The organism is Massilia sp. FBCC-B171 (assembly GCF_059134155.1).
Genome location: NZ_CP101443.1, coordinates 2,318,637 through 2,342,262 on the forward strand (window position 1 = coordinate 2,318,637; position 23,626 = coordinate 2,342,262).

The 23,626-nt window shown below is 65.5% G+C and carries 19 protein-coding genes; 9 read left to right on the plus strand and 10 right to left on the minus strand.

The features are described from left to right. Window positions 1-19: 19 nt before the first annotated feature. Together galU and def are read left to right on the plus strand one after the other, a co-directional pair. Complete coding sequence (gene galU, locus NMB41_RS10565) at window positions 20-919, plus strand: UTP--glucose-1-phosphate uridylyltransferase GalU (protein ID WP_494382403.1); 900 nt, start codon at window positions 20-22, stop codon at window positions 917-919. Continuing rightward, window positions 906-1,442: a peptide deformylase gene (def, locus tag NMB41_RS10570; RefSeq protein ID WP_494382404.1), complete on the plus strand. Its 537-nt coding sequence runs from the start codon at window positions 906-908 to the stop codon at window positions 1,440-1,442. The genes galU and def overlap by 14 nt, the downstream gene beginning before the upstream one ends. Window positions 1,443-1,444: 2 nt before the next feature. On the opposite strand, the gene metE is transcribed toward def, so the two are convergent. Next, window positions 1,445-3,733 carry a 5-methyltetrahydropteroyltriglutamate--homocysteine S-methyltransferase gene (gene metE, locus NMB41_RS10575; protein WP_494382405.1) on the minus strand — a complete coding sequence of 763 codons (2,289 nt, stop codon included), beginning with the start codon at window positions 3,731-3,733 and terminating at the stop codon, window positions 1,445-1,447. 104 nt (window positions 3,734-3,837) lie between these two features. Between metE and NMB41_RS10580 the strand changes: the two genes are divergently transcribed. Further along, window positions 3,838-4,794, plus strand: coding sequence for a LysR family transcriptional regulator (locus NMB41_RS10580; protein WP_494382821.1), 957 nt, complete (start codon window positions 3,838-3,840; stop codon window positions 4,792-4,794). Here NMB41_RS10580 and NMB41_RS10585 read toward each other — a convergent pair. Beyond that, on the minus strand, window positions 4,751-6,535 hold the full coding sequence (locus NMB41_RS10585; RefSeq protein WP_494382406.1) for a DUF885 domain-containing protein: 1,785 nt from the start codon (window positions 6,533-6,535) through the stop codon (window positions 4,751-4,753). The genes NMB41_RS10580 and NMB41_RS10585 overlap by 44 nt on opposite strands. Window positions 6,536-6,746: 211 nt before the next feature. On the opposite strand from NMB41_RS10585, the gene NMB41_RS10590 reads away from it, so the two are divergent. From NMB41_RS10590 to NMB41_RS10600, 3 genes are read left to right on the plus strand one after another with little or no spacing between them, the layout of a single operon-like run. Beyond that, window positions 6,747-7,160, plus strand: a complete 414-nt coding sequence (locus NMB41_RS10590) for a hypothetical protein (RefSeq protein ID WP_494382407.1) — start codon at window positions 6,747-6,749, stop codon at window positions 7,158-7,160. Beyond that, window positions 7,161-8,630: a DUF7125 family protein gene (locus tag NMB41_RS10595; RefSeq protein ID WP_494382408.1), complete on the plus strand. Its 1,470-nt coding sequence runs from the start codon at window positions 7,161-7,163 to the stop codon at window positions 8,628-8,630. A 39-nt stretch (window positions 8,631-8,669) separates the two neighbouring features. Continuing rightward, entirely contained in the window at window positions 8,670-9,941 is a 1,272-nt protein-coding gene (locus tag NMB41_RS10600; protein ID WP_494382409.1) for a hybrid sensor histidine kinase/response regulator, read from the plus strand. Here NMB41_RS10600 and NMB41_RS10605 read toward each other — a convergent pair. The 8 genes from NMB41_RS10605 to map all read right to left on the minus strand — a co-directional run bounded on the left by NMB41_RS10605 (window position 9,938) and on the right by map (window position 20,644). Further along, window positions 9,938-10,468, minus strand: coding sequence for a GNAT family N-acetyltransferase (locus tag NMB41_RS10605; RefSeq protein WP_494382410.1), 531 nt, complete (start codon window positions 10,466-10,468; stop codon window positions 9,938-9,940). The genes NMB41_RS10600 and NMB41_RS10605 overlap by 4 nt on opposite strands. 70 nt (window positions 10,469-10,538) lie before the next feature. Next, the gene (locus NMB41_RS10610; protein ID WP_494382822.1) at window positions 10,539-11,984 is read right to left on the minus strand and encodes a peptide MFS transporter; all 1,446 of its coding nucleotides are present in this window, start codon (window positions 11,982-11,984) and stop codon (window positions 10,539-10,541) included. 203 nt (window positions 11,985-12,187) lie between these two features. Beyond that, window positions 12,188-15,010 carry a putative bifunctional diguanylate cyclase/phosphodiesterase gene (locus tag NMB41_RS10615; protein WP_494382411.1) on the minus strand — a complete coding sequence of 941 codons (2,823 nt, stop codon included), beginning with the start codon at window positions 15,008-15,010 and terminating at the stop codon, window positions 12,188-12,190. Further along, window positions 15,007-15,849, minus strand: coding sequence for a phosphate/phosphite/phosphonate ABC transporter substrate-binding protein (locus tag NMB41_RS10620; RefSeq protein WP_494382412.1), 843 nt, complete (start codon window positions 15,847-15,849; stop codon window positions 15,007-15,009). Before NMB41_RS10620 ends, NMB41_RS10615 begins: the two co-directional genes overlap by 4 nt. 124 nt (window positions 15,850-15,973) lie before the next feature. Next, window positions 15,974-16,366 carry a putative quinol monooxygenase gene (locus NMB41_RS10625; RefSeq protein ID WP_494382413.1) on the minus strand — a complete coding sequence of 131 codons (393 nt, stop codon included), beginning with the start codon at window positions 16,364-16,366 and terminating at the stop codon, window positions 15,974-15,976. A gap of 76 nt (window positions 16,367-16,442) precedes the next feature. Continuing rightward, the gene (locus tag NMB41_RS10630) at window positions 16,443-17,189 is read right to left on the minus strand and encodes a pseudouridine synthase (RefSeq protein WP_494382414.1); all 747 of its coding nucleotides are present in this window, start codon (window positions 17,187-17,189) and stop codon (window positions 16,443-16,445) included. Window positions 17,190-17,234: 45 nt separating this feature from the next. Beyond that, window positions 17,235-19,814, minus strand: coding sequence for a [protein-PII] uridylyltransferase (locus NMB41_RS10635; RefSeq protein ID WP_494382415.1), 2,580 nt, complete (start codon window positions 19,812-19,814; stop codon window positions 17,235-17,237). Window positions 19,815-19,819: 5 nt separating this feature from the next. Beyond that, entirely contained in the window at window positions 19,820-20,644 is an 825-nt protein-coding gene (map, locus tag NMB41_RS10640) for a type I methionyl aminopeptidase (protein ID WP_494382416.1), read from the minus strand. A 277-nt stretch (window positions 20,645-20,921) separates the two neighbouring features. On the opposite strand from map, the gene rpsB reads away from it, so the two are divergent. From rpsB to pyrH, 3 genes are all read left to right on the plus strand, one after another. After that, a complete protein-coding gene (rpsB, locus tag NMB41_RS10645) occupies window positions 20,922-21,674 on the plus strand; it encodes a 30S ribosomal protein S2 (RefSeq protein WP_494382417.1) in 753 nt (250 codons plus the stop codon). A gap of 127 nt (window positions 21,675-21,801) precedes the next feature. Beyond that, on the plus strand, window positions 21,802-22,710 hold the full coding sequence (gene tsf, locus NMB41_RS10650; protein ID WP_494382418.1) for a translation elongation factor Ts: 909 nt from the start codon (window positions 21,802-21,804) through the stop codon (window positions 22,708-22,710). Window positions 22,711-22,900: 190 nt separating this feature from the next. Beyond that, complete coding sequence (gene pyrH / locus NMB41_RS10655; protein ID WP_494382419.1) at window positions 22,901-23,617, plus strand: UMP kinase; 717 nt, start codon at window positions 22,901-22,903, stop codon at window positions 23,615-23,617. Window positions 23,618-23,626: the final 9 nt, after the last annotated feature.

Sequence of the window (23,626 nt, forward strand, 5' to 3'; positions counted from 1 at the left end):
ACAGAACAGGAGAACAAACATGAACAAAATTCGCAAGGCAGTCTTTCCCGTGGCGGGCCTGGGCAGCCGCTTCCTTCCCGCCACCAAGGCGCAGCCGAAGGAGATGCTGCCCATCGTCGACAAGCCGCTGATCCAGTACGCGGTCGAAGAGGCGGTGGCCGCCGGCATCACGGAAATGATCTTCATCACCGGGCGCAACAAGCGCGCGATCGAGGACCATTTCGACAAGGCCTATGAGCTCGAAGCCGAGCTGGAAGCGGCCAACAAGCAGGCCCTGCTCGAACTGGTGCGCAACGTGATCCCGAAAAACGTCACCTGCATCTACATCCGCCAGTCGGCGCCGCTGGGCCTCGGCCACGCGGTGCTGTGCGCGCGGCCCGTGGTCGGCAACGAGCCCTTCGCCGTGCTGCTGGCCGACGACTTCATGGACACCGATCCCGGCGCCAAACCGGTGCTGGCCCAGATGGCCGAGGTCTACGACTACGAGCAGTGCAGCGTGCTGGCGGTGCAGGACGTCCCGCGCGCGAACACGCGCCAGTACGGCATCGTCAAGGCCGAGTCCTACCGCGACAAGCTCGAGCTGGTGTCGAACATCGTCGAAAAGCCGCTGCCCGACGAGGCCCCGTCGACCCTGGCCGTGGTCGGGCGCTACATCCTGTCGGGCGCCATCTTCGAGCACCTGGAACACCTGGGCACCGGCGCCGGCGGCGAGATCCAGCTGACCGATGGCATCGCGGCCCTGATGCGCGCGGAACGCGTGCTCGCCTACCGTTACGACGGACGGCGGTATGATTGCGGTTCGAAGCTTGGCTACCTGCAGGCGACCGCCGCGATGGGACTGAAGCACCCGGAGACGGCGGCCGGCTTCAGTACCTTTTTGGCCCAGCTGGCAAAGGAGAACGGACATGACGGTACGTGAGATCCTGAAGATGGGCGACCCGCGCCTCTTGCGCGTGGCCGAGCCGGTGACCGAATTCGGCACGCGCGAACTGGACCTGCTGCTGGCCGACATGTTCGAGACCATGCATGCGGCCAATGGCGCGGGCCTGGCGGCGCCCCAGATCGGCGTCAACCTGCAGCTGGTCATTTTCGGTTTTGCCAATAATGCGCGCTATCCCGACGCGCCCCAGGTGCCCGAAACGGTGCTCATCAATCCGGTCCTGACGCCCCTGTCGGACGAGATGGAAGAGGGCTTCGAAGGCTGCCTGTCGGTGCCCGGCCTGCGCGGCAGCGTGCCGCGCTTCAAGCGCTTGCGCTACGAGGGCGTCGACCAGTACGGCGAACCGATCCGGCGCGAGGTCGACGGTTTTCATGCGCGCGTGGTCCAGCACGAGGTGGACCACCTGCTCGGCATCCTCTACCCGATGCGCATCGTCGACTTTTCGCGCTTCGGGTTTACCGAGGTGATGTTCCCGGGGCTCGATCCCGCCGGCGACGACTGACGTCACACGGCCAGCCGCAGCTCCTTCGCGGCCGCCACCATGTTGGCCAGCGCCGGCAATACTTCTTCCCACTGGCGCGTCTTCAGGCCGCAATCCGGATTGACCCACAGGCGCTCGGCCGGAATGCGCTCGGCCGCCTTGCGCATCAGCTGCACGATGTGCTCGCGGCTCGGGATGTTGGGCGAGTGGATGTCGTAGACGCCCGGGCCAATCTCGTTCGGGTAGCTGAAATGCTCGAAGGCGTCGAGCAGCTCCATGTTCGAGCGCGAGGTCTCGATGGTGATCACGTCGGCATCCATGGCGGCGATCGCGGCGATGATATCGTTGAACTCGGAATAGCACATGTGGGTGTGGATTTGCGTCGTGTCCAGCACACCGTTGGCGGCGATGCGGAAGCACTCCACGGCCCAGTCCAGGTAGTGCTGCCACTCGGCCCGGCGCAGCGGCAGGCCTTCGCGCAGCGCGGCTTCGTCGATCTGGATCACGCGCACGCCGGCCCGTTCCAGGTCGAGCACCTCGGCCCGGATCGCCAGCGCCAGCTGCCGGCACGAGACCGAACGCGGCTGGTCGTCGCGCACGAAGGACCAGTTCAGGATGGTCACGGGGCCGGTCAGCATGCCCTTCATCGGCTTGTCGGTCAGCGACTGCGCATAGCTGCTCCATTCCACCGTCATCGCCTGCGCCCGGTTGATATCGCCGAACAGGATGGGCGGCTTGACGCAGCGCGAGCCGTAGGACTGGACCCAGCCGAAGCGGCTGAAGGCATAGCCCTCGAGCTGCTCGCCGAAATACTCGACCATGTCGTTGCGTTCGGCTTCGCCATGCACCAGCACGTCCAGCCCGAGCGCTTCCTGTTCGCGCACGCTGCGCGCGATCTCGGCGCGCATCGCGGCCTTGTAGCTGCCTTCGTCCAGGGTGCCGGCCTTGAATGCGCTGCGCGCCTGGCGGATGTCCGCAGTCTGGGGGAAGGAGCCGATGGTCGTGGTCGGGTAAGGGGGCAGCTGCAGGCGGGCCGCCTGTTTCGCCGCGCGCTGCGGATAGCCGCTGGTGCGCTCGGCCAGGCGCGCGTCGAAGGCAGCGACGGCCTGGCGCACGATTGGCGCGTGCACGCGTGGCGAGGCACGGCGTGCGCTGAGTGCATCCGCGTTCGCGTCCAGCGCCGCCTGCACCGAAGCACGCCCGAAGCGCAGCGCCTGCGCCAGCACCTGCAATTCATCCAGTTTTTGCACGGCGAAGGCCAGCCAGGACTTGATCTCGGCATCGAAGGCCTGTTCGCTGTCCAGGTCGACCGGCACGTGCAGCAGCGAGCAGGAGGGCGCCAGCCAGAGCCGCTCGCCCAGGCGCGCGGCCACCGGCTCGAGCCAGTCGAGGACGGCCGACAGGTCGGTCTTCCAGATGTTGCGCCCGCTGATGACGCCCAGCGAGAGCACTTTATGGTCGGGCAGGAGATTCAGGAGCGGGGCGACGTCGTCGAAGCCGCTGACGGCATCGATGTGCAGGCCGGCCACCGGCAGGTTGGCGGCCAGGTAGCGGTTTTCCTGCAGTTGGCCGAAATAGCTGGCGACCAGCAGCTTGACCCGGCAAGCTTTCAGCTGGTGGTAGGCGAGGTTGAAGGCATGCTGCCAGTCCAGGCTCAGCTCAGTGACGAGGATGGGCTCGTCGACCTGCACCCATTCCACGCCTTCAAGCGCCAGGGTTTCCAGCAGGTGCGCATAGGCGTCGAGCAGGGCGGGCAGCAGGGCGAGCTTGTCGGAGTCGTCCCTGGCCTTGCCCAGCGCCAGGTAGGTGACCGGGCCGATGATCACGGGTTTACCCTTGACGCCGTGCTCCTTCGCCTCGGCCAGCTGCCCGAGCAGGCGCGAGGCGTCGAGCGTGAAGGTGGTGGAGACCGAGAATTCGGGGACGATGTAGTGGTAGTTGGTATCGAACCATTTGGTCATTTCGCCGGCCGCGACGGCGCCGCAGCAGGCCTGGTGTTCTTCGCTCCCGGCCGAGCGGCCGCGCGCGACACGAAAATAATTGTCGAGCGCATCGCCATGAAAGTCGCGGAAGCGCTCGGGCAGGTTGCCGAGGGTGACGCTCATGTCGAGTACCTGGTCGTAGAGCGAGAAATCGCCGACCGGCACCAGGTCCAGGCTGGCCTGCTGGTCCCAGTGGCGCTTGCGCAGCTGCCTGCCCAGGCCGAGCAGGGCATCGCGCGAGGACTCGCCCTTCCAGTAGGACTCGAGCGCGAACTTGAGTTCGCGGCGCGCGCCGATGCGGGGAAAGCCGAGGTTGTGGATGGTGGTCATGGGTGCTCCGGGTAAGTGAATGAATCGACTCATCCATACTAAAGAGCAGCATTCATGAAGTAAAATGGTCATTTCTCACATATCCATTACATTCACTCATGTCGATGCTGGAACGTACCCATCTGGAGATTCTGCTCGAGGTCAAGCGCCAGGGTTCGCTGACGGCGGCGGCCGAGGTCATGTGCGTGACCCAGTCGGCGCTCAGCCACAGCATGCGCAAGCTGGAAGCGGCGGCCGGCACGGAACTGTGGACGCGCGAAGGGCGCTCGCTGCGCCTGACGCAGGCCGGCGAATACCTGCACGTGGTGGCGCAGCGCCTGCTGCCGCAGCTGGTGCTGGCCGAGGAGCAGCTGCGCCAGTTCGCCAACGGCGAGCGCGGCACCCTGCGCATCGGCATGGAATGCCATCCCTGCTACCAGTGGCTGCTGAAAGTGGTGGCGCCTTACCTGGCCGCCTGGCCGCTGGTCGACGTTGACGTGAAGCAGAAGTTCCAGTTTGGTGGCATTGGCGCCTTGCTCGGCCACGAGATCGACCTTCTGGTCACGCCCGATCCGCTGCTGCGGCCCGGGCTGCGCTTCGAGCCGGTGTTCGGCTACGAACAGGTGCTGGTGGTGCACAAGGACCATCGCTGGGCGGGACAGGCCGAGGTGCTGCCCGCGCAGCTGGCCGAAGAAACGCTGATCACCTATCCGGTGCCGATCGACCGGCTCGACATCTACACCATGTTCCTGCTGCCGGCGAACCAGGCGCCGCGCCGGCACAAGACGATCGAGACGACCGACATCATGCTGCAGATGGTCGCCAGCGGGCGCGGCGTGGCGGCGCTGCCGAAATGGCTGGTGACGGAGTATGCGCCGCAGCTGCAATTGCAGACCCTGAGGCTGGGGCCGAAAGGGATCCAGAAGCATATCCATCTCGGCGCGCGTGAAGCGGACTGGGAACTCGATTACCTGCACGCCTTTGTCGCGCTGGCGCGCCGGGGGGGGCGGTGGATGAAGGCTTTCCCTCGCCCTGAATTTACTGCGCCTTCGGGTAGGGGCTGCTCCCGCCTTCGGCGATGAAACGGTCGATGCGCGCGGCCAGCACCGGCAGGGGCACCGAGCCCAGTTGCAGCACCGTGTCATGGAAGGCGCGGATGTCGAAGGTCGCGCCCAGCGCCTTTTCCGCTTTTGCACGCGCCTCCATGATCGCCATCTGCCCCAGGTAATACGACAGCGCCTGGCCCGGCCACGAGATGTAGCGGTCCACTTCGGTCGTCACTTCGTGGTTCGACAGCGCCGTGTTCTCGCGCAGGTAGGCCTGCGCCTGTTCGCGCGTCCAGCCTTTGGCGTGGATGCCGGTGTCGACCACCAGGCGCGCCGCGCGCCAGGCTTGGTAGCTGAGCATGCCGAACTCCTCGTAGGGCGTCTCGTAGATGCCCATTTCGCTGCCCAGGCGCTCGGCGTACAGGGCCCAGCCTTCGCCGAAGGCCGAAATATAGGCGCGTCTGAACGGCGGCACGCCGGTCTGCTCGAGTGCGACGGGCATCTGGAAGGCGTGGCCCGGGGCCGACTCGTGCAAGGTCAATGCCGGCAGGCTGTACAGCGCGCGCGAGGGCAAATCATAGGTATTGACCAGGTAGACGCCGGGCCCGCCGCGTCCGGCCGTGTAATAGGGCGCCTGGTCGGGCGGCACCGGCCGGATCGCAAAGCGCTGGCGCGGCAGGTAGCCGAAATACTGGCCGGCCTTGGCGTCGAATTTCTTGGCGATCCAGGCCGCGCGCATCAGCAGTTCGTCGGCCGACTTCGCGTAGAACTGCGGGTCGCTGCGCAGGAAAGCAAGAAAGGCTTGCAGGTCGCCCTTGAAACCGGCGCGCCCGATCGTGGCCGTCATCTCGAGGCGGATCTTCGCCATCTCGTCCAGCCCGATGCGGTGGATGGCGTCCGCGCTCAAGTTCGTCGTCGTGTATTCGACGATCTTCGACTGGTAATAGGCTTCGCCGTCGGGCAGGCTGGCGGCGGATAGCGCTTCGCGCGCCCCTGGCAGGTAGACCTCGCGCACGAAGCCGAGCACCGCCGCGTAGGCCGGCTGCACCTGGGTGCGGATCGCGGCGACGGCCTCGGCGCGCAGGGCGGCCTGCTCATCAAGGGGAATCGCCGCCGGCATGCTCTTGAAAGGCGTGTAGAACACCGTGTCTTCGGGCGCTGCCGCGACCACCGAGGCCAGCGCGGCGTCGCGTCCCTGCAGGGTGACGCGCGGGGGCGTGAAGCCGCGCGCCAGGCCCGCGCGCAGGTTGGCGGTCTGCTCGGCGAAGTGACGCGGCAGCTTGCCCAGGCGCGCCAGGTAGTTGCGGTAGTCCTGGGCGCGCGCAAACGGCTGGCGCGCGCCATAGGTCACGTCGGTCCAGAAGGCGCTGTCGGCATTGACCGGCGCCTCGTACTCGCGAAAGCGCAGCGCCTGGACAAAGGCCGCGATCTGGGCATGGTAGACCTGGAAGTTGAGCTGCTGCGGCGCCGACAGGCGCGCCGGGTCGATGGCAGCAAGCTGGCGCAGGGTGCCTTCCCAGTAGGCCAGGCGCGCGGCCTGGGAGGCGGCTTCGACGCGCGGAAAATCGGCATCGACCTTGCCGCCTTCGGCCTCGTCGTCGGCCAGGCCCTGGGCCACGCGCCACTGCCATTCGGCGCGGTGGATCGCCGTGAAGCGCGCGTCGAGCGAGGGCGCTTTGGACGGCACGGCCCGCGCTGCCTTGACAGGAGCCGCCTGCGCCTGCGCCGGCAGCAGGATGCCAAGCGCGCACAAGACGCCTGCGATGGATTGCTTCATGTTCTCTCCAAAGTATGGCCTGGAAGTTCCTGCTCTGCATTATGGCGCAGCGGCCGATACGTCACCGATAACTTCTGTTTAAGCGGGGCGCGGCGTAGGAATTCATCCCGTCTTCGTATGAAAGAGTAAAAAGTGTTGATCTTGCCTTTATAATTGTGTCGCAGCCAGCCAAATGGCGAATAAAACATAACAACGACAGCCAACAGCGCGCATGGATCAGAAAGAGGGGCCGCGGCCCGGGCAACCCGGAGAGGGGAATGGCAGCAATACGGGAAGCGCCGCGGCATTGGTGCAGCCCTGGCTGCGCCTGAGCGAACAGCTCATGCCCCTGGTCGGCGAAAGCGGTTTCTGCGCCCTGTTCGGACGCGCCCTGCGCCTGTCTACCCCACGCTTCGAGCGACTGTCCACTTGCGACAGCGCGCGTCCTGTGGCCGACCTGTTGACGTCCCTGACCAGAACCCTGAACGAGATAGGACCCGAGCAAGCGAGCGCCGCCAACGGCGTCCTGCTCGAGACATTCACCACGCTGCTGGGTTCCTTGATCGGCGAAGCGCTAACGAAACAGCTGTTACACGTCGCAGAGCTTGGCGGGGAGGGGCAGACGTATGGACTGGAGCAGAAGTAAATGAGCGATAAAGTAGACCTGGGGCTTTTGCAAACCGGTGTGCCAGGATTGGACACGCTGCTCGGTGGAGGCCTGCCCGAGTTTTCGTTCAACCTCGTCGCCGGCCCGCCGGGCAGCGGCAAGACGACCCTGGCGCACCAGATCATGTTTACGCTGGCCAGCACCGAGCGGCGCGCCCTGTTCTTCACCGTGCTGGGCGAGCCGCCCCTGAAGATGCTGCGCTACCAGCAGCAGTTTTCCTTCTTCGACATGAGCATGGTGGGACCCGCGATCCGCTACGTGAACCTGAGCGAGAACCTGCGCACGGGCGACTTCAGCGGCGTGCTGGAACGGATCATGGCCGAGGTCGAGACCTTCTCGCCCTCGCTGGTGTTCGTCGACTCCTTCCGCTCGGTGGTGCAGACGGCCAAGTCGGGCAACGAGGGCGTGGCCGACCTCCAGTACTTCATCCAGGAGCTGGGCACGCGCATGACGAGCTGGCAGGCCACCACCTTCCTGATCGGCGAGTACGTCAGTTCCGACCCGGAGGCCAATCCGATCATGACGGTGGCCGACGGCGTGCTCTCGCTGACCCAGGTGCACGAGCACAGCACCGTCGTGCGCAAGATGCGGGTCGTCAAAATGCGCGGCCGCGCCCACCTGGCCGGTTCGCACAACTTCCGCATCACGGGCGACGGCCTGCGCACCTATCCGCGCATCCTGCCGCCGCTGGCCGACGACCGCATCCCGGGCGTGCCGATCGACCGCGACGCGCGCCGCATCTCGGTCGGCGTGCCGGGCCTGGACAAGATGCTCAATGGGGGCCTGCCGGAAGGGCACACGATGCTGGTCTCGGGGCCCACCGGTTCCGGCAAGACCATCCTGGCGACCCGCTTCCTGCAGGAGGGCGCGCGCCTCGGCGAAAAAGGCGTGGCCGTGTACTTCGAAAAAGGCACGCCGCGCCTGCGCAACGCCGAGCTGGCTGAAATGATACAGAAGGGCGATGTCAGCGTGGTCGAGAGCCGCCTGCTCGACCTGACGGTGGACGAGCTGATCGACGAGCTGGAACGCACCCTGCAGCGCACCGGCGCCACCCGCCTGGTCATCGATTCGCTCTCCGAATTCGACCTCTACATGGCGCCGGAATACCATGCCGAGTTGCGCCTGGCGGTGTTCCGCCTGCTCTCGGCGGTGGCAAAGCAAGGCGTCAGTGCGCTGGTGACGATCGGACTGAACGACGTGTTCGGCGAGCTGCGTTTCGGCGAAGCGAACATCCCCTTCCTGACCGACGCCATCGTCACCCTGCGCTACGCCGAGGTGGACGGCAAGCTGCAGAAATTCATGTCGGTCGTGAAGGTGCGCGGAAGCGCCCACAGCACTGACCTGCGCGCATACCGCATCACCGACGAAGGCCTGGAGATCGATGCGCTCCCGACCGAGGTCATCGGCGTCTTCGGCGGCGCCGCGGCGCGCGCCCTGGCGCCTGGCTGAAAAGGACAGGGAATGTTTCACGAACACGGAGGCAGCTCGATGCAACGTTCCCTGGATCCCGCACAGGGGCAGGACCAAAGCGACGCCTTGACCGGCGCGCTGCTGCTTCGCATCGCCAGCCAGGAAGAAGAAATCGCGCGCCTGCGCGAAGCGAACGAGCACCTGGTGCTCGCCGCCATCAGCGCCCAGGGCCTGCGCGACGACGCCGAAGATGCGAACCGGCGCCAGAACGAATTCCTCGCCATGCTGGCGCACGAGCTGCGCAATCCCCTGGTGCCGATCAGCATGTCCTCGATGCTGCTGGAGCGGTCGGCCAACGCCACGCCCCAGCTGCTCAATTTCACCAAGGTGATCCGGCGCCAGGTCGACCACATGGCCTGCCTGCTCGACGACCTGCTCGACGCCGCCCGCATCAGCAGCGGCAAGATCACGCTCAACCTGGAACCGCTGTCGCTCTCGGCCACCATCGACCAGGCGCTTGAAACGGTCTTGCCGCGCATCGGCGAGCGCAGCCAGGAATTCGTGCTCGACCTGCCGCCGCAAGCGCTCGGCACGCTGGGCGACCGGGTGCGCCTGACCCAGGTGCTGTCCAACCTGATCGGCAACGCCTCCAAGTACACGGGCGACGGCGGGCGCATCGTCTTGAGCGCCGCGCGCGAGGGCGACGAGATCGTCATCGCGGTCAGTGACAACGGCAGCGGTATCGCACCCGAAGTGCTGCCGCATATTTTCGATCTGTTCACCCAGGGTCCGCGTTCGCTGGCGCGCTCGGAGGGCGGCCTGGGCGTCGGCCTGAACGTGGTGCGCAACCTGGTCACCATGCACGGCGGGGCGATCAGCGCCGAAAGCCCGGGCGTCGGGCAGGGCAGCCGCTTCATCCTGCGCCTGCCGGCCTGCACGCTGCCCGATGCGGCGCCGCCGCGGCAGGACCTGCATCCCGCCGCCGCCAGCTGCTGCCGGGTCCTGATCATTGAAGACAATATCGACGCCTGCGACACCCTGAAAGCCTTCCTCGACATGGAAGGGCATGAGGTCAGCGTCGCGCACGACGGCCAGACGGGCCTGGACGCGCTGCTGGCGCAGCCCTACGCGGTCGTGGTCTGCGACATCGGCCTGCCGAGGATGGACGGGCTCGAGGTGATGCGGCGCCTGCGCGCCGCCCAGGACGGCGCAGGTCCGGTGGCGATCGGGCTGTCGGGCTATGGCCAGGCCGAGGACCGAGCCCGTGCCCTGGAGGCGGGCTTCGACCATTACCTGGTCAAGCCGGTGAACCCGGACGCCTTGCTGGCGCTGGTCGCGGCGCGCGTTTAAACGGCCGCGCGCGCCTGCCAGTCGGCGCGCGTCATTTCCCAGGCCGCATGCGGCCGTTCATACCATGTTTCCAGGCCGCGGTAGCGCAGGCCGAGGCGCTCCATCACGCGTGTTGAAGCCGTGTTTTCCGGCAGGCAGACCGCCACCAGCGACCGGGCACGCAGGGTATCGAAGGCGAAGGCGGCCATCGCCTGCGCCGCTTCCGAGGCCAGGCCCCGGCCCCAGCGTTCGGGCACCAGGCGCCAGCCGATTTCATGCGGATTGGCCGGGTCGCGCCCCAGGTACTGGATGCAGCCGGCGCCGACCAGCAGGCCTGTGTCGCGCTCGATGAAGGCCCACCAGGAAAAACCGTATTGCGCCCAGCGCGCCTTGACCAGCGCGATCATCTTGCGCGTCTCTTCAGGCGCTTCGGGAGCGCCGCTAAGGAAGCGCATGACTTCAAGCCGGCGGTTCATGGCCTGCAGGCCGTCGAAGTGCTGCTCGTCGATCGGTTCCAGGCGCAGGCGTGGTGTGGTCAGGATTGTCATCGTTGAGATAGACCTCGACAGAATAAAAAAAAAGGGCCGGCGAAGCGGCCCTTCATGTCCAGCGCGCTGCTTACTGGTGCGCGTGGTGCGTTGCCGTGAGCTTGCGCATCAGCGGCAAGACGGACAGCGCGATCAGGGTGCAGATCAGGGCGGCGATGCCCAGCTTGTTGAACAGGCTGGTGTAGATCGGCAGCGTCTGCAGCGGGTCGGTCATGCCTTGCGGGACGCTGGCGTAGTTCGCCACCACGCCGCCCAGGTATTGCGAGATGCCGGTCGCGACGAAATAAGCGCCCATCATGAAGCCGCCCATGCGCGCCGGCACGTAGCGCGCCACCATCGCCAGGCCCAGGCCCGAGACCAGCAGTTCGCCCAGCGAATACAGGCCATAGCCGGCGATCATGATCCAGGATGAGGTCATGCCGTTGACGGCGAAGCTGCCCGCAAAACCGTAGGTGAAGAAGCCGGCGGCGACCACGCTGAAGCCGAGCGCGAACTTGCCGGCGATCGACAAGTCCTTGCCGGTGCGGCCGGCGCGGGTGTACATCACGGCCAGCACGGGCGAGAGCACCATGATCCAGATCGCGTTCAGGGCCTGGAACTGGCCTGGCGACCAGGTCCACAGGTGGGAGCCCAGCACGGTGAACTCGAGGTCGACGTTACGCAGCGCGAACAGCGACAGCGAGGTGCTCATCTGCTGGTAGAAGATGAAGAAGAACACGGTCTGCAGGGTCAGCACCAGGGCCGCGATCAGGCCGGCGCGTTCGCTGCGCTCGCTCTTGCGGATCAGGTGCACGAAGATGCCCAGCACCACGATGCCGGCCAGGTAGACGAAGACGCGGGCAATGCTCTGGTATTGCAGGATCACGGCCGACAGCGCGACCGCGACCACGCCGCCGCCCAGCACCATGGCCAGCTTGCTCTTGTCGAGCGGAAGTTCGTCCGGGAGCGAGCCGACGTGGCGGATGGTCGCGCGCATCATCAGGAGGGTGAAGATGCCGATGATCAGGCCGACGCTGCACACGCCGTAGGCGATGTGCCAGCCGATCTCGTTACCGTGGGCCGCGTTGAAATAATCCTTGATCGCGGGCGTCGCCAGCATCGAGAAGGTCGAGCCGACGTTGACCGCCATGTAGTACATCGTGAAGGCGCTGTCGATTTTCGAATCGTCGCCTTCGTAGATCTTGCGGACCAGGTTGGCGGTGTTCGGCTTGAACAGGCCGTTGCCGACCACGATCACGCCCAGTGCCGAAAACAGGAACCAGGTATTCGTCGTCGGCACCGCCATCAGGGCGTAGCCGAGCGAGAGGATGATCGCGCCGAGCAGCATCGAGCGGCGGGTGCCGAGCACCTTGTCGCCGATCCAGCCGCCGATGGCCGGCGCGACGTAGATCAGGGCCGCGGCTGCGCCCCAGACGAGGTTGGCGCGGGTATCTTCGAAGCCCATGCGCTGGACCATGAAATAGACGATCAGCGCCTGCATGCCGTAATAGCCGAAGCGCTCCCATAACTCGATCATCCAGACGGTCACGAACGAGCGGGTCTGGCTGTACGGCAGGATTTCCGTTTTCAAAAAATGTCTCCTTGGTATGTGGACTGTCGCCTCCAGCTCATGACCAGAAGCAAGCTGCTGCATGCTACGCGAGGGCAGGGCAAGATGCAATCCTGACAGGCGGGGCGAACGGCGTTCCGTATGAAGTCAACCGTGCGCGCAGCGCCACGTTACGCGGCGAGGACCCGTTCGTTCGCCAGCAGCAGGGCGCAGCCGTCGGCCGGCAGCGGGCGGCTGATGTAATAGCCCTGGATTTCGTCGCAGCCATAGGCCCGCAGCGCGTCCAGGTGGCCGGCCGTCTCGACGCCTTCGGCCACCACCTTCAGGTTCAGGCTGTGCGCCAGGCTGATGACGGCCTTGGTAATGGCCGCGTCGTCGGCGTCGTCGGGCAGGTCGCGCACGAAGGTCCGGTCGATTTTCAGGGCGTCGAGCGGGAAGCGCTTCAGGTAGGCCAGGCTCGAATAGCCGGTGCCGAAGTCGTCGACCGACAAGCGCATGCCCTGCTGCTTGAGTTCGGTCAGGATGCGCACCGCGCTTTCCGGGTCGGTCATCAGCATCGATTCGGTCAGTTCGAATTCGAGCAGGCGCGGGTCGACCCCGGCCTCGGCGACGATCGCGCTTACCTTCGCGGCAAAGCCGTCCTGCGCCAGCTGGCGCGCCGACAGGTTGATCGCCACCGGCGGCACCGGGGCGTACCGGGCCGACCAGGCCTTGATCTGGCGGCAGACCTGGGCGATCACCCATTCGCCGGCCGGCAGGATCATGCCGGTTTCCTCCAGGATGGCGATGAATTCGCCGGGCGCGACCAGGCCGCGCTCTGGATGGCGCCAGCGCAGCAGGGCCTCGAAGCCGCTCACCAGGCCGGTCGCGAGTTTCACTTTCGGCTGGTAGTGCAGTTCGAACTCGCCGCGCTCGAGCGCCAGGTGCAGCTGGTGTTCGGTCTGCACGCGCAGCGCGGCGTTGGCGTTCATCTCGGCCAGGTAGAAGCGGTAGTTGTTGCGGCCATTGTGCTTGGCGCTGTACATCGCCGTGTCGGCGCTGCGCAGCAGGGTGGCGGCGTCGCGCCCGTCCGCGGGATATTGCGCGATGCCGACGCTGGCCGAGACGAACAGCTGCTGGCCCTGCAGCAGGAAAGGCTGGGCCAGGGCGTCGACGATGCGCTGCGCGGTGGCTTCGGCATCGGCGCTGCTGCCCAGCCGCGGCAGCACCACCGCGAATTCGTCGCCGCCGAGGCGCGCCACCACGTCGCCGGGCGCCACGCAGGCCTGCAGGCGCTGCCCGGCCTGGGCCAGCAGGGCGTCGCCGGCGCTGTGGCCGAGCATGTCGTTGACGCTTTTAAAGCGGTCGAGATCGATGAACATGACGCCGGCCCGGCCTCCGGCGCGCGCGGCGGCGCCGATCGCTTCTTCTAGGCAGGTGCCGAGGCGGTGGCGGTTCGGCAGGCCGGTCAGGGCGTCGAATTGCGCCAGATACGTCAAGCGATTGCGTGCATCCTCGCGCTCGACGGCGCTCGAGAGGATGTTGGCCAGGCTGGTCAGGAAGCCGTCCTCGTCTTCCTGGAAGGTGCGCGCGGCCGGGGCATACACGGCCAGCGCGCCGTAGGGGCGCTCGCCGCAGTCGAGCGGCACCGCAATGCTGCTGCCGGCCTGCCCGGCGCCGAGCAGGGCGGCGCTCCAGAGGCCGAGCGCGTCGTCCGCGCCGGGAACGCAGTCGATCCGGCTGCCCTGGGCATCCTGCGGGAAGCCGCAGGCCGCCTGCAGGCAGGCCTGGCCGGCGCCGGCGTCGAAGCCGAACAGCGCCGCGTGGCGCACGTTGACGCCGTCGCAGGCGGTAATCACGGCCTGCGCGAACAGTTCGTGCAGGGAGCCGGCCTCCAGTGCCTTGCGTCCGAGGCGCGCGATCAGGCCCTGGCGCATGGCGTTGCGCACGATCGCGTCTTCGAATTGCTTGCGTTCGCTGATGTCGAAATCGATGCAGATGTATTTTTCGACGCGGGCGGCGGCGTCGAAAATCGGGACGATGGTGCGGTACCACTGGCGTTCGCCGTCACGCGCCGACACCGCGACTTCGCCGCGCCAGACCGTTTCGGCCGGCGACCAGCCGCCGCCCATGCGCGGCAGGGCAATGCCCAGCAGGTCTTCGCGCGCGTGGCCCGACTGGCGCACGAATTCGTCGTTCACGGCCGTGACGCGGCCTTCCAGGTCGACTTCGCAGACGATGGCCGCCTGGTCGAGCGCGCTCTTGTGCTGGACCAGGGAATTCATGAGGCCCGCGATGCGCTGGCCGTACTCGTCGCGCATGCTGGCGGCGCTGCGGTTCACGGCCAGGATGGCTTCGCGAATTTCCAGCGGGGTGTCGGGATGGACCGTGGCGGCTGCGGCTTCTCCATCGCCGTAAAAGCGCAGGCTGCCCAGGTTCTTCAGCCAGCGCACCAGCAGCGTGCGCGCCAGCGCCAGGCTGATTGCCAGCACCACGGCCGCGAGCAGGCCCGATTGCACCAGCAGCAGCCACAATTGCGAGGCGAGCCTGCGCTCGTCGAAATGCAGGCGCAGCACGCCGTAATCCTTGCCGCCGGCGGTGACCACGCGGTTCACGTCGTACAGTTCGCCGCCCACGTGCGCCAGCAGCCAGCGCGGCGCCGGCGCCAGCGAATCGTCGGGCGCGGCTTCGGCGCGGATGGTGCCGCCATTCATGTCGATGAAGGCGGCGCTGCGAAACGGCGACTGCACCATCATCGTCGAGAGGGTGCGCTTGACGGTGTCGTAGTCGCCGATCAGGGCGCTCTCCTCGATCGCCTGCGCGCCCACTTCGACCAGGGTGTTGGCGGCGTCCTGGGTTTCTTCGATGTGGCGCAGGTACTGGTGGCGGTAGAACATGCCCAGGCCGACACCCACGAAGACCAGCATGCTGACGGCGAACAGGGCGAACACGCGCCCCACCAGCGTGCGCGGCCGCAGCAGGGCGGCAGGTCGCGAGAGCGCGGCGCGGATCAACGCAGCTGGGCCGGAGCGGCCTGGTAGAACGCGCGGTAGGCCGCGTAATCGGCCTCGGTGGCGGCGACGAAGCCGACCGGCTCGGGTGCATGGATCAGTTCCGTGGCCGCCGCCAGAATCTTGCGTCCTTCCGGATCGCGCGCCATGCCCAGGAAGGCCTGGGCGACGGCGCGCACGTGCGCCTTGGGCACGCGTTTGGACGACATCAGCGCCAGGTCGTTGAACGGGGGCGAGCTCCAGAGCACGCGAAACGCCTTCTGCTCGCGTTCGGCGTAGTTCTGCACCAGCTGGGAATTCGCCCCGGCCGCCTTGACGCGGCCGCTGAAGAGCTGGGTGAAGGCGGCATCCATGTTGCCGGCAAAGACAACCGTGATCGGCACCTTCTCGCGCAGCAGCTGGGCGTAGGTGACTTTGTAGGCGATCAGCGCTTCCGGGCCCGGAAAGACGACGGTGCTCTCGCCAAGTTCCGCGAGCGTGCGCACGGGCGACTCGGCCGGCACCACGATCTGGGCGCGCACCGGCGCCGCGTCGCGCCGGCCGAACACCGTCCAGCCCAGGTGGGCGCGCTCGGGACTGAACAAGTGGTTGGTGAAAGCGAAGTCGACTTCGCGCGTCAGGATGAAGCTGGTGGTGTCGGCCGAGGTGCGGCCGAGCTTCAGGTTCAGGCGCACGCCGCTCCTGGCCGAGACATAGCGCACGATCGGATTCCAGAAGCTGGCCGACACGCGCAGGTTGTACTGGTTCACTGGTGAAAAGTTATAGGCCGGCGCTTCGGCGGCCAGGCTGGGGCCGGCCGCCAGGCAGGCGAGGAGCACGGCAAAGCCGGCCCGAAGGGTCATGCGCATGATGATGAAACACGGGGGGAGGGCGCTCGACAGGCGCAGGGAACGAGACTATAGCAGAGTTCTAACTAACAATTCCAACTGGAAACTTGTTGTGTTGTAAAGCTGCGAAGGCCGCGGTTCAGTTCGCCGAAATGCGCTGGACGCCGGCCACCGGCTGGGTTTCGAAACGTTCGCCAAAGCCGGCGATCAGGGGCTTGCCCTGGGTGATGGCGGCGCGCACCGCGGGCAGGGCGAGCGAGGCCTTGTGGCTGGCGGCATTGTCCCAGGCTTCGGTGATCCAGAGCGCGTCCGGGTCCTGCACGTCCTTGGCGATGACGTAACTCAGGCACCCGGGCATGTCGGCCGTGCCGGCCGCCAGCAGGTCGATCAGGGCGTCGCGCTGGCCGGGTTTGGCGCGCATTTTTCCGATCAGGCCATACATCGGGCCGGCCGCCGCGGGCTGGGCGGCGGCGTCGGCAATAACAGGCGCGGTAGCGAGCGCAGTGAGGGCGGCGCGGCGGGAGATGGCCATGGCAGGATCCTTGATGAGCAATCCGGCAAGATTAGCAGAAAGCACAATGCAGGAACAGGCCGGCCGGGCCGCCTGCTTAAAACACCTCGTCGGCCCGCAGGTAGCGCCACTGCCCGACCGGCAGATCGCCCAGCTTGACCTTGCCGATGCGCACGCGTTTGAGGCCAACGACCTTCAGGCCGACCATGTCGCACATGCGGCGGATCTGGCGCTTCTTGCCTTCCTTCAGGGTAAAGCTGAGCTGGTCGTCGTTCTGCCAGCGCACCTTGGCCGGCAGCAGCGGCTTGCCGTCCATCCAGAGGCCGAAACACAGTTTTTTCAGGTCGGCATCGGGCAGCTTGCCGGGCTTGGTGTACTCGACCCGCACCAGGTATTCCTTCTCGACCGAGGTGGTCTCGCCAATCAGCGTCTTGGCCACGCGCCCGTCCTGGGTCAGGACCAGCAGGCCCACCGAGTCGATGTCGAGGCGCCCGGCCGGCACCAGCGAACGCAACTGGGTCGGGTGGAACTGGTCCGGCGCCGGGTCGTCCGGCCAGCGGTTCTCCGGCTTGATCAGGGCCACGGCCGGCGTGTAGCCGTCTTCGGCCTGGCCCGATACATAGCCCATCGGCTTGTTGATCAGGATGGTGACGCGCTTGCTTTGCTCGGCCGCGGCCTGGCGCTCGACGGTGATGCGCTGGTCGGGGAGCACCTTGCTGCCCAGTTCCGAGACGACCTTGCCGTCCACCCGCACCCAGCCGCGCGCGATCCATTCATCGGCTTCGCGGCGCGAGCACAGGCCCAGTTCGGACATTCGTTTGGAGAGGCGGAGCGGTTCGGTCATTGGAAACTTGGTATAAGTGAATAAAAATAAGTGAGACGGGGTGTATCAGATCGCCAGCGCGTCGAGCAGCTCGGTTTCCAGCTGCACCAGCACGCGCGGGTTGTTCAGGTTCGGGCCGTCGACCAGGAACACGTCCTCGACGCGCTCGCCCAGGGTCATGATTTTGGCGGTATGCAGGTTGATGCGGTAGCGCGTGAGCACGGTGGCGATCGCGTACAGCAGGCCGGTGCGGTCGTTGGCCGCGATCGAGAGCAGCCAGTACTGGCCGCGTTCGTCCGGGCGCAATTCCACGGTCGGCGCCGCCGGGAAGTGGCGCGACAGGCGCGACAGGCGACCGCGCGTGGGCGGGGGCAGCGGCGCGTTCGACACCAGCAGCTCGCACAGTTCGTGTTCGATCAGGCTGATGATGTCGCGGTAGTTCTTCGCGAAGTTTTCTTCGGTGACGAGGAAGGTGTCGAGCGCATAGCCGTCCTTGGTGGTGTGGATCTTGGCGTCCAGGATGCTGAAGTTCTTGCGGTCGAAATAGCTGCAGATGCGCGCGAACAGGTCGGGCTGGTCCTTCACGTAAACGGCCACCTGCAGGCCTTCGCCGACCGGCGCCAGGCGGCTTTTCACGACCGGGCGCGTGCTCTTGAGCTTGTCGTGCAGGCTGCGCGTCTGCCAGGCGATGTCGGATGCGTCATGGCGCAGGAAATACACCACGTCGAGCTGGTCCCACAGCGCTTCGTGCGCGTTGGCGGGCAGGCCGAACAGGCGCAGCGTGGCCAGCGCTTCCTGCTGGCGCATCTTCAGTTCGCGGTCGGCCGAATGCGGCTCGCCGCCGAGCACGCGCAGCGTGATGCGGTACAGGTCTTCCAGCAGCTTGGCCTTCCAGGCATTCCACACCTTCGGGCTGGTGCCGCGGATGTCGGCCACGGTCAGGAGGTAGAGCGCCGTCAGGTGGCGCTCGTCCTTGACGACATCGGCAAAGGCGGCAATCACGTCGGGGTCGGACAGGTCCTGCTTTTGCGCGACCTGCGACATGGTGAGGTGCTGCTCGACCAGGAAGGCCACCAGTTCGGTATCGTCCTGGGACAGGCCGTGTTCCCAGCAAAAATCAAGCGCGTCGACCTTGCCCAGTTCCGAGTGGTCGCCGCCGCGGCCCTTGGCGATGTCGTGGAAGAGCGCGGCCACGTACAGCAGCCAGCGGTCGCGGAAGTTGGCGATCAGGCCGCTGCAGAAGGGGTATTCGTGGGCGTGTTCGGCCATCGTGAAGCGGCGCAGGTTACGCACCACCATCATGATGTGCTGGTCCACCGTATATACGTGGAACAGGTCGTGCTGCATCTGGCCGACGATGTTCCTGAACTTCGGCAGGTAGCGTCCCAGCACGCCGAAGTCGTTCATGCGCCGCAGCGCATGCACCAGGCCGACCGGCGCTTTCAAAATACGCAGGAAGTTGGCGCGGTTGACGGGGTCGGCGCGGTAGGCGTCGTCGATCAGGTTGCGCGCATGCCAGAGCGCGCGCGTGGTGCGCGCCGTCATGCCCTTCAGTTCGGGGCGCTCGGTCATGGCCACGAAAATCTCGAGCACCGAGGAGGGCGTGGTCTCGAAGGTGTCGTCGTGGGCGATGTCGATCAAGCCGTGCACGTCGTTGAAGCAGGCGTTGATGCGCACCGGTTCCGCGGGCGTGGGGAACAGGCGCGCCTCGATGTTCTGCAGCAGGATGGTATTGAGCTGGGTGACCGTTTTGGCCGCCCAGTAGTAGCGCTGCATCAGGTATTCGCTGGCGCGCCGTGCGCCGGGGCCCGACGGATCTGATACCAGGTCGAAGGATTCGGCGATCGCCGTCTGGACGTCGAACAGCAGGCGGTCTTCGCGCCGGTTGGTGTGCAGGTGCAGGCGCACGCGGATGTCCTTGAAGGCGCGCTCCTTTTCCATCAGCTGGCGCGCCTCGTCCTGCGTGATCAGTTCGCGCGTGGCGAGCTGGCTCCACGAATTGGCCAGGCCCGCCGCTTTCGCCACCCACAGGATCACCTGCAGGTCACGCAGCGCGCCCGGGCTTTCCTTGACGTTCGGCTCGAGCGCAAACGCCGTGTATTCGTATTTGGCGTGGCGCAGGCGCATCTCGGCCGTCTTGGCCTGGAAAAAAGCCTGCGGGTCGAGCGCTTCCTGGTAGCGCGCCTGCAGCTGGTCGAACAGCGCCGCGTCGCCCGTCACCAGGCGCGCCTCGAGCAGGCTCGTTTGCACGGTGATGTCGGCGCCAGATTCGGTCATGCACTCGTCGACCGTGCGGATGCTGTGCCCGATCTCCAGGCCCAGGTCCCACAGCAGCTGCACCAGGCTTTCGAGCTTGGCCTGGGTGATCGCGTCGGGCGCGGCGCCGAGCAGGATCAGGAGGTCGACGTCGGACTGGGGAAACAGCTCGCCGCGCCCGTAGCCGCCCACGCCCACCAGCGCCGTATTGGCGGGCAGCCGCGCCGTCACCCAGGCGTCGCTGAGGATGTCGTCGACGCACTGGCGCAGCCCGCGCAGCAATTTTTCCGGCTTGCCGTCCTCGCGAAAGGCCGCGAACAGGACCTGGCGTTCGGCTTTGAGCCGGCTTTTCAGTTCGGGACGAGCATCGGCGAGGGCGGCGGCGGACATGGTGCTTACGCCGGTACGGCTTCTTTGTTGGCGACGATGGCGGGCGGCGGCGGGGTGCCGGCGGAAGTGGTGAGCACTTCGTAGCCGGTCTCGGTGACCAGGATCATGTGCTCCCACTGCGCCGACAGGCTGCGGTCCTTCGTCTTGATGGTCCAGCCGTCCGGCATTTCCTTGATCTCGCGGCGGCCGGCATTGATCATCGGCTCGATCGTGAAGATCATGCCCGGCTCGAGCTTGTCGAGCGTGCCGGGTTTGCCGTAATGCAGGACCTGCGGCTCTTCGTGGAAGACGCGGCCGATGCCGTGGCCGCAGAATTCGCGCACCACGCTGTAGCCGCTCTTTTCCGCGTGCTGCTGAATCGCGTGGCCAATATCGCCCAGATAAGCGCCGGGTTTTACCTTGGCGATACCGAGCCACATGCATTCGTAGGTTACTTCCGACAGGCGGCGCGCCAGGATCGACGGCTCGCCGATCAGGAACATGCGGCTGTTGTCGCCATGGAAACCGTCCTTGGTGATCACGGTGACATCGATGTTCAGGGCGTCGCCGCTTTTCAGGACCTTGTCGCCCGGGATGCCGTGGCAGATGACGTCGTTGATCGAAGTGCACACCGCCTTCGGGAAGGGCGGGTAGCCGGGCGGGGCGTAGTTCAGCGGCGCCGGCACGGTGCCCTGCACATTGGTCATGTATTCGTGGCACAGGCGGTCGAGCTCGCCGGTGGTGACGCCGGCTTTCACGAAAGGCGTGATGTAGTCGAGCACTTCGGCGCCGAGGCGGCCGGCCAGGCGCATGCCTTCGATTTCTTCGGGGGTTTTGATGGAGATGGACATGGATAAGCAGTATTCGAGACGGCGGGGCGGCATGCCCGGCGCAATAGTGCTTGCATTATAAGGGATGTGACGGCGTGTTGCCGCCGATACCCCGTGTCCCGCATGCAAAGCTTGAATTGCAACGAGAATCCGGCTAGAATCTCGGGTTGCTTGGGCTGAGGTCCGGCAATGTTATCAAAGTAGTCTATTTTTTATTATCAAAATCGCGAATCCGGCCGCCAAGGGTGCCCCAAAGGGTGACTGGCCGACATTCAAGAATTTAACCCTGGAGAATTACATGTCCGTTACTATGCGCGAAATGCTGGAAGCCGGTATTCACTTCGGCCACCAGACCCGTTTCTGGAACCCAAAGATGGCACCGTTCATCTTCGGTCATCGCAACAAAATCCACATCATCAACCTGGAAAAAACCATGGCGATGTACCAGGATGCGATGAAAACCATCAAGCAGATCTCCGCCAACCGCGGCACCATCCTGATGGTCGGCACCAAGCGCCAGGCCCGTGACCTGATCGCCGCTGAAGCCCAGCGCGCAGGCGTGCCTTATGTCGACCAGCGTTGGCTCGGCGGCATGCTGACCAACTTCAAGACCATCAAGACCTCGATCAAGCGCCTGAAGGACATGGAAGCCCAGATCGCTGACGGTTCGGTCGAGAACCTGTCGAAGAAAGAAGCGCTGATGTTCGAGCGCGAAATGATCAAGCTGCAGAAGTCGATCGGCGGCATCAAGGACATGGGCGGCGTTCCTGACGCAATCTTCGTCGTCGACGTCGGCTACCACAAGGGCGCCATCACCGAAGCCGGCAAGCTGGGCATCCCGGTCATCGGCGTGGTCGATACCAACCACTCGCCAGAAGGCGTCACCCACGTGATCCCTGGTAACGATGACTCGTCGAAAGCCATCGCCCTGTACGCACGCGGCGTTGCCGATGCGATCCTGGAAGGCCGTGCCAACGCCACCAACGAAGTTGCCGAGATGGTCAAGGCAGCCGGCGGCGACGAATTCGTCGAAGTCTCCGAGCAGGCATAAAAAAGTAAGAGCCGGTCATACGGCCTGCCGCATGCGGCATTCCGCATGACCCAAGGGGTGCCGCGCTGTAGCTGAGCACCCCTTTTTTTAAGCACAAGATTCCGTATTAAACATTTAGGAGAAGAACATGGCAGCAATTACTGCAGCGATGGTTGGTGAACTGCGCGCGAAGACCGATGCGCCGATGATGGAATGCAAAAAAGCCCTGACCGAAGCCGAAGGCGACATGGGCCGTGCCGAAGAGATCCTGCGCGTCAAGCTGGGCGGCAAGGCATCGAAGGCGTCCGCTCGCGTCACCGCCGAAGGCGTGGTTGCAAGCTTCATCTCCGGTAACATCGGCGCGCTGGTGGAAATCAACAGCGAAACCGACTTCGTCGCAAAGAACGACGAATTCATGGCCATGGCCAACCTGGCAGCCAAGCTCGTCGCCGAGCAGAACCCTGCCGACGTGGCAGCCCTGTCCGCACTCGACGTCGGCGGCCAGACCTTCGACGCACTGCGTTCGGCACTGATCGGTAAAATCGGTGAAAATATGACCGTGCGCCGCTTCCAGCGTTTCGAGACCACCGGCAAGCTCGCTTCCTACCTGCACGGCGCGCGTATCGGCGTCATCGTCGACTACGACGGTGCGGACGAGCAAGTCGGCAAGGACGTCGCGATGCACATCGCCGCGATGAAGCCGGTCGCCCTGTCGTCGGACGGCGTGCCAGCCGAAATGATCGAGAAAGAGCGTTCGGTCGCCCAGCTGAAGGCCCAGGAAGATGCCGACGCAGCCGCTGCCGCCGGCAAGCCTGCCCAGTCGCCGGAAATCCTGGCCAAGCGCCTCGAAGGTTCGGTCCAGAAGTACCTGAAGGAAGTCTCGCTGCTGAACCAGACGTTCGTGAAGAACGACAAGCAGTCGATCGAGCAAATGCTCAAGGCCGCCAACACCACGGTGAAGGGCTTCACGATGTACGTCGTGGGCGAGGGCATCGAGAAGAAGGTCGACGACTTCGCAGCAGAAGTTGCGGCACAGATGGCTGCCAACAAGCAGTAATGTGAAAGCGGGCCGCAAGGCCCGTTTTTTTAACCTGGCCATTTGCATTTTGGCCATGGTTGGTGCGCCCTCCACATTCGAGCGTGCGCGCCGTTTTGCCCGCCATCTGTACATTTGCAGATGAGGCGCCATGCCACGAGCCCGGCGCCGGAACCGAATTCGAATCAATACATCAGGAGAGCGCTTCATCATGACAAAACCAGCCTACAAACGAGTCCTGCTTAAACTGTCTGGCGAAGCACTGATGGGCGACGATCAGTTTGGCATCAATCGCGTCACCATCGACCGCATGGTTGCCGACATCGCCGAAGTGGCGAAGCAGGGCGTCGAGCTGGCGGTGGTGATTGGCGGCGGCAACATCTTCCGTGGCGTCGCGCCGGGAGCGCAGGGCATGGACCGCGCCACCGCCGACTACATGGGCATGCTGGCCACCGTCATGAATGCGCTGGCGCTGGCCGACGCGATGCGCCATGTCGGCATCACCGCGCGCGTCATGTCGGCGATCGGCATCGACCAGGTGGTCGAGCCCTACGTGCGCCCGAAAGCGCTGCAATACCTCGAAGAAGGCAAGGTCGTCGTCTTTGCCGCCGGCACCGGCAACCCCTTCTTTACCACCGACACCGCGGCTGCCCTGCGCGGCGCCGAAGTGGGCGCGCAGATTGTGCTCAAGGCCACCAAGGTCGATGGCGTTTATACTGCCGATCCACAGAAGGACCCGACCGCCACCCGTTACGAGTCGATCTCGTTCGACGAGGCGATCTCGAAGCAGCTGCAGGTGATGGACGCGACCGCGTTCGCGCTGTGCCGTGACCAGAAACTCCCGATCAAGGTGTTTTCGATCGTCAAGCCAGGCGCCCTCATGCGCGTGATCATGGGCGAAGACGAAGGTACACTGGTACACGTTTAATAACAGTAG

Coding starts and splice junctions, on each gene's coding strand:
- NMB41_RS10580 (WP_494382821.1), top strand. CDS start 3,838: ATGCTGGAACGTACCCATCTGGAGATTCTGCTCGAGGTCAAGCGCCAG.
- NMB41_RS10585 (WP_494382406.1), bottom strand. CDS start 6,535: ATGAAGCAATCCATCGCAGGCGTCTTGTGCGCGCTTGGCATCCTGCTG.
- NMB41_RS10590 (WP_494382407.1), top strand. CDS start 6,747: ATGGATCAGAAAGAGGGGCCGCGGCCCGGGCAACCCGGAGAGGGGAAT.
- def (WP_494382404.1), top strand. CDS start 906: ATGACGGTACGTGAGATCCTGAAGATGGGCGACCCGCGCCTCTTGCGC.
- NMB41_RS10625 (WP_494382413.1), bottom strand. CDS start 16,366: ATGGCCATCTCCCGCCGCGCCGCCCTCACTGCGCTCGCTACCGCGCCT.
- galU (WP_494382403.1), top strand. CDS start 20: ATGAACAAAATTCGCAAGGCAGTCTTTCCCGTGGCGGGCCTGGGCAGC.
- pyrH (WP_494382419.1), top strand. CDS start 22,901: ATGACAAAACCAGCCTACAAACGAGTCCTGCTTAAACTGTCTGGCGAA.
- tsf (WP_494382418.1), top strand. CDS start 21,802: ATGGCAGCAATTACTGCAGCGATGGTTGGTGAACTGCGCGCGAAGACC.
- NMB41_RS10610 (WP_494382822.1), bottom strand. CDS start 11,984: ATGATCGAGTTATGGGAGCGCTTCGGCTATTACGGCATGCAGGCGCTG.
- NMB41_RS10620 (WP_494382412.1), bottom strand. CDS start 15,849: ATGACCCTTCGGGCCGGCTTTGCCGTGCTCCTCGCCTGCCTGGCGGCC.
- NMB41_RS10605 (WP_494382410.1), bottom strand. CDS start 10,468: ATGACAATCCTGACCACACCACGCCTGCGCCTGGAACCGATCGACGAG.
- NMB41_RS10630 (WP_494382414.1), bottom strand. CDS start 17,189: ATGACCGAACCGCTCCGCCTCTCCAAACGAATGTCCGAACTGGGCCTG.
- NMB41_RS10635 (WP_494382415.1), bottom strand. CDS start 19,814: ATGTCCGCCGCCGCCCTCGCCGATGCTCGTCCCGAACTGAAAAGCCGG.
- NMB41_RS10600 (WP_494382409.1), top strand. CDS start 8,670: ATGCAACGTTCCCTGGATCCCGCACAGGGGCAGGACCAAAGCGACGCC.
- rpsB (WP_494382417.1), top strand. CDS start 20,922: ATGTCCGTTACTATGCGCGAAATGCTGGAAGCCGGTATTCACTTCGGC.
- NMB41_RS10595 (WP_494382408.1), top strand. CDS start 7,161: ATGAGCGATAAAGTAGACCTGGGGCTTTTGCAAACCGGTGTGCCAGGA.
- metE (WP_494382405.1), bottom strand. CDS start 3,733: ATGACCACCATCCACAACCTCGGCTTTCCCCGCATCGGCGCGCGCCGC.
- map (WP_494382416.1), bottom strand. CDS start 20,644: ATGTCCATCTCCATCAAAACCCCCGAAGAAATCGAAGGCATGCGCCTG.